At 33.7% G+C, this 4,507-nt stretch carries 8 protein-coding genes; 4 read left to right on the top strand and 4 right to left on the bottom strand.

What is annotated here, in order from left to right; all coding sequences use genetic code 11:
- From F6K13_RS19745 to F6K13_RS19755, 3 genes are all read left to right on the top strand, one after another.
- Nucleotides 1-284: chemotaxis protein CheW (locus F6K13_RS19745; protein WP_287288116.1), on the top strand; the 284-nt coding region annotated here is incomplete at its 5' end.
- Between the two features lie 19 nt (nt 285-303).
- A complete protein-coding gene (locus F6K13_RS19750; protein ID WP_287288118.1) occupies nt 304-654 on the top strand; it encodes a PleD family two-component system response regulator in 351 nt (116 codons plus the stop codon).
- A 158-nt stretch (nt 655-812) separates the two neighbouring features.
- Nucleotides 813-965, top strand: a complete 153-nt coding sequence (locus F6K13_RS19755; protein WP_161564506.1) for a hypothetical protein — start codon at nt 813-815, stop codon at nt 963-965.
- Between the two features lie 117 nt (nt 966-1,082).
- Here the strand turns inward: F6K13_RS19755 and gatC are convergent, their stop codons facing one another.
- From gatC to F6K13_RS19775, 4 genes are all read right to left on the bottom strand, one after another.
- Nucleotides 1,083-1,373: an Asp-tRNA(Asn)/Glu-tRNA(Gln) amidotransferase subunit GatC gene (gatC, locus tag F6K13_RS19760; protein WP_124144851.1), complete on the bottom strand. Its 291-nt coding sequence runs from the start codon at nt 1,371-1,373 to the stop codon at nt 1,083-1,085.
- A gap of 43 nt (nt 1,374-1,416) precedes the next feature.
- Nucleotides 1,417-1,938 carry a photosystem I assembly protein Ycf3 gene (locus F6K13_RS19765; protein WP_124144852.1) on the bottom strand — a complete coding sequence of 174 codons (522 nt, stop codon included), beginning with the start codon at nt 1,936-1,938 and terminating at the stop codon, nt 1,417-1,419.
- A gap of 338 nt (nt 1,939-2,276) precedes the next feature.
- Complete coding sequence (locus F6K13_RS19770) at nt 2,277-2,795, bottom strand: nuclease-related domain-containing protein (RefSeq protein ID WP_375340674.1); 519 nt, start codon at nt 2,793-2,795, stop codon at nt 2,277-2,279.
- 484 nt (nt 2,796-3,279) lie between these two features.
- On the bottom strand, nt 3,280-3,897 hold the full coding sequence (locus F6K13_RS19775; protein ID WP_287273082.1) for a DNA-3-methyladenine glycosylase: 618 nt from the start codon (nt 3,895-3,897) through the stop codon (nt 3,280-3,282).
- Between the two features lie 18 nt (nt 3,898-3,915).
- Here F6K13_RS19775 and F6K13_RS19780 point away from each other — a divergent pair, with 18 nt between their 5' ends.
- The gene (locus tag F6K13_RS19780; protein WP_275670366.1) at nt 3,916-4,038 is read left to right on the top strand and encodes a hypothetical protein; all 123 of its coding nucleotides are present in this window, start codon (nt 3,916-3,918) and stop codon (nt 4,036-4,038) included.
- Nucleotides 4,039-4,507: the final 469 nt, after the last annotated feature.

Genomic DNA, 4,507 nt, shown 5'->3' on the forward strand with positions numbered 1-4,507 from the left:
ACATTAATATTTGTTCAATTTTGATGGCAATTGTATCTGAATCTTCAGATACAATTGCCATCAAAATTGAACAAATATTAATGGAGCAAAATTTGACCATTAAACCTTTTAGCAAAATTTTAAAAGCACCATCATATTTATATGGTTGTACAATTTTAGGAGATGGGAGCTTAGTACCAGTTATTGATGGTATTCAATTATTAGAAAAAATATTACACACAGAACAATTAGATGCTAAAAATTTACTAAAAAATACTTCTAAATTTAAACAGTCTATTCTTTAAACTACCAACTATTCTAGTAATTGATGATTCTTTAACTACTCGCCAAGCTATTTCCAGTACTTTACAAAAAGCAGGATATGATATTGTTCAAGCTAAAGATGGATGGCAAGGGTTAGTAAAACTACAGCAAAATACTCAAATTCAAGCTGTTATTTGTGATGTAGAAATGCCACAAATGAATGGTTTTGAATTCCTCAGTCGTTGTCGTAAACAATATCCTATAGCACAAATGCCAGTATTAATGTTAACATCTCGTAGTAGTCAGCCCTATCGTACATTAGCTAAACAATTAGGTGCAAATGACTATTTAAGTAAGCCTTATTTAGACCAAGAATTAATTAATAGGTTACAAAGCTGCTTACAGGTTTAATTAAAAGGGAATAGGGGATAGGTATGGAGGGAAAGCAGCATTAAATCTCACATTCCGCACGTCAACTTGTAACATTATGTGAACTTTTTCATCACTTTGGGGCTAATATTCATCATCAGTCCCATCAATAATAACCGTTCCAGCTAATCTTCTTTCCATTGGAAAATTTTTCTGGCTTTTCTTCAGATAGCCTAGAAGATGATTACAACTCTATAATAGGAGAACTTGATGCCGATAAAACAGAGAATCAGCTAAAAGAAAAGGAGAAATTTACTGAATATTCTAGAGTAGATAATTTTTCTGACTTTTGAACTCAGTGAAACAGTATAACAGAGTCCAGTAGGGTGCGTTAATGAAATGTAACGCACCATCTAGATATAAAGCTGATAGCTGATAGCTGACTGCTGAATGCTTACTTCCCTACTATATTATTCTTCACTCATAATTTTAGGAACTTTAAAAAAGTTTCCATCTTGCTCTGGAGCGCAAGAGAGAATTTCTTCTCTATTTGGAAACTTTTCTAAATCATCATGACGAGTGATATTACTAACATCAATTGCCCTAGTAGTAGGAGGTACTTTCTCTGTATCTAATTCACTCAACTGCTCGAAATAATCCAAAATACTACTTAACTGAGTCGTAAATTTTTCTTCTTCTTCTGGGTTAAGTTTTAATCTAGCTAAATGTGCAACTTTACGGACTTGTTCGCTGTCAATCATTAGTAATTTTTTCCTCTTTTCAAAACTCTAAAATTAACTACATTTAGAAAAATACATCTTTAGTCGATCGCCCAGTAACTTTCAACCAGTTTTGAGCTTCAATATAATTATTAGGAGCTAAACTTATTGCTTGTTGCCAATATTCAGCCGCTTTATCAAACCAACCATCTGCTTCTTCTGACGAACCTTTTTCTTTCGCCTGTTCTCCTCTGTAGTGAAAAATTACAGCAATATTATTTAAAGCTTGAGGCATTCTCGGATTATTTTCTAAAGCTTGGTGATAGTATTCTATTGCTTGATCGTGTTCGCCATTACTAGCATGAATTAAACCTATATTATAAAGAATATAACTCCGGTCATTAGGGTCATTTTCTAATTTCAAAGCTTCATCATAATTGTCTAATGCCTCAGCATATTCACCATCACCCTGTGCCGACATTCCATCACGATAATAAGCAAAAGCCTCTTTAGCTTGATTATTTGTTGGTAGCAGCTTCAAAATCAAATCTGCCATGACCGTAAATGATTTGTCAATGAAATTATCATTACGTTGAGTTCTGGGCATATTACAACTCTATATTAATTATTGAGTACATAATATAGAGTAGAACAATTCTGGGTAAGTTGCACATACTTTGTTCACAAAAGTTATCGGCCCAAAATATTATATGGCTAATTTTTTATTGATATTTTAATTATTTTTAGGCAAGAAAAGTGAACTGTTATTTTTATTCTAAAGTAGAACAATTTGGAGCTATTTTTCTTATTAAGTTCATTATTGTAGGGTGCGCCATTACGGCTAAAATATCAGCTGTGAAAGGTATTTAACAATCCGTTGTAACGCACCATTTTAGATTTGTCAGTCTAGTACATAAAGTTAGCAGCAGTTTTCCGGATTAAGAATTATTGATCGGAAGGTTTTAGTAAAATAGGCTTTGGTTTTGCAGAAGGTTTAGGGATATCTAAAATATCACAATTCTCAACTAATTTACTAATGATTAAAACTTGCTCATTTGTTAAACATTTAGGATATTGCTGTAACATCTGTGTTAGTTCTTGAAAACCTTGCAATACAGGAACAGAACAATTAGTTATGCCAATCCATTTTGCCACAGGAAAAACAACAGGAGCAAATATAAAATTTTCCGGGAAACCAGAAACTTGAGGCATAATCGAATTTTCAAACATTTTTTTGTGATATATACTTTGAGAAGTAGGGCTATTTTCTAATGGAAACCACTTTGCTCCTTCCCTTCTTTTCCATTTATCTTGATTAGCAGAAAATGAACCTTTCCCAGTTTTTACTTCTACTAAAAAAGCACCTGCATTGCCAATAATTAAAAGATCGATTTCTGTAAAGTTTCTATATTTTGTGGAAATTAAAGCATTTTTAAACATTACCCAATTGTCAGGTAGTGACATGAGTAATAATGATAAAAAAGTCTCGCCTAAGTTGCCATTTATTTGGTTTCTAAATTGTTTAAACTGAAAAAAACCAGCGCCAATTTATCCAAAGAAACCACCCCTAAATCTTGTTTCACTTCTTGTCTATTGTCATAAATTTTTTCCTGAATTTTTGCTTAAAAAGCTTGTTGTAGTGATGGAGATTGTTTTAAAATTCTCATGATTTTTATTTATGGCTTGCTGATTAAATCTAAAACCATTGACATATAAAAAAAAGTGCCTTTTTGAGGTCGAAAAAAGTGCCTGGTTTTTAGTCTAAAACGCTCAAAAAGTTAGTATTTTAGGCTCATAGTTGGGCAGAAAAATCCCAAATTGACAAAACTTAGCTTCTACCTCCTCCCTCCTGTCTTCCCCTCCCCTCCTGGGAGGGGTTAGGGGTGGGTTGTCTCCAGTCTCCAGTCTCCAGTCTCCTGTCTCCTGTCTCCTGTCTCCTGACTCCTAATTAAATTTTAGACACAGCATCACAGTTAGCCAAATACCACCGCCACGGTAACTCAGTCCCTTTCCTAATGCCAATACGAGTTTTTTGTACTATTTGCAAATCTTCCTGAAGTTGCCTCGTGGGATGTTCCAACCACATAGGTCTCCCCACTCCCAAAGGTGAACCATTCAAACTAAGGTCAATATCAAGTAAACGACAAAGCTTACCTGGGCCAGCAGCAAGACGAGAAATTTTAGGTTTTGATTTTTGTTTTGGTATGTATTCCCACAACCAATCTGGCACAGACTCCAATTGTAAAGCTCGAATTAAGACAACACTAGGAACCCCATCTGCATCTGTCACAATATTTAAACAGTGGTACATTCCGTAAATGAGATAAACGTAGCTCATCCCTGGGGGGCCAAACATCACAGCATTTCGTGGGGTACGACTGCGATAAGCGTGACAAGCAGGGTCTCCTGGTGCATAAGCTTCGGTTTCTACGATGGTGCTACGGATAATTTGGTCATTGGACATCCGTCGCACTAAAGTACAACCTACTAAATCTGGGGCAACTTCGGGAGATGGGCGTTCTAGCCAAGTATTGTTTATAATTTCATTTGTTTGAATTAAATTCATATTAAGGAGCTTGTAATTATGGATGTCAAATTAATTTTAATTGGATTAACTGTGTTGTTTAGTATTGGTTGTCTATTCTTTGGCACTAAGAATGGATTTTATGATACTGATGATTATCATGGAAATGGTTGTGCCCACTAAGTAGGCGATCGCGGTAGCGATAATGCGACTTATCGCTCAAATATTTTACTTTTTTGATTTTTGATAATTTATTTCTTGGGCAGAATAGTAGTCTGTCCAGGAATTTGTATGAATTAAAATTAAATTAACTATGATTAAGTAAGCTTTTTAACAATTAACAATTAATCATTAATCATTACCTCTCCTGAAAACTGATAGGATCGGCGAAAATGATTTTTTTTTATTTATTCTTCAAAAAAGAGGCTTGAAATCTTAATTATTCGGTAAATTAATCAAAATAAATGAACTAGGAATTAAATAATCTGCTCGAATATATCCATGGATTATGTAGAAAATCTAAATGATTTATGAAGAAGCATCATATTTTTTTAAATCAGGAAGATTGAATAGTTTTAAGTTAATAAATAATTCAAATAAACCTTTAACAATTTTGAAACTCTTACCAAGAAAATTGTATTATCTTGGTAAG

The organism is Okeania sp. SIO2B9, assembly GCF_010672505.1.
In the GTDB taxonomy this organism is placed as follows: Bacteria; Cyanobacteriota; Cyanobacteriia; order Cyanobacteriales; family Microcoleaceae; genus Okeania; species Okeania hirsuta.

Bases quoted from the DNA above. Each gene is read 5' to 3' on its own strand.
- gatC (WP_124144851.1), bottom strand. From the start codon at position 1,373: ATGATTGACAGCGAACAAGTCCGTAAAGTTGCACATTTAGCTAGATTA.
- F6K13_RS19765 (WP_124144852.1), bottom strand. From the start codon at position 1,938: ATGCCCAGAACTCAACGTAATGATAATTTCATTGACAAATCATTTACG.
- F6K13_RS19770 (WP_375340674.1), bottom strand. From the start codon at position 2,795: ATGTCACTACCTGACAATTGGGTAATGTTTAAAAATGCTTTAATTTCC.
- F6K13_RS19775 (WP_287273082.1), bottom strand. From the start codon at position 3,897: ATGAATTTAATTCAAACAAATGAAATTATAAACAATACTTGGCTAGAA.
- F6K13_RS19780 (WP_275670366.1), top strand. From the start codon at position 3,916: ATGGATGTCAAATTAATTTTAATTGGATTAACTGTGTTGTTTAGTATT.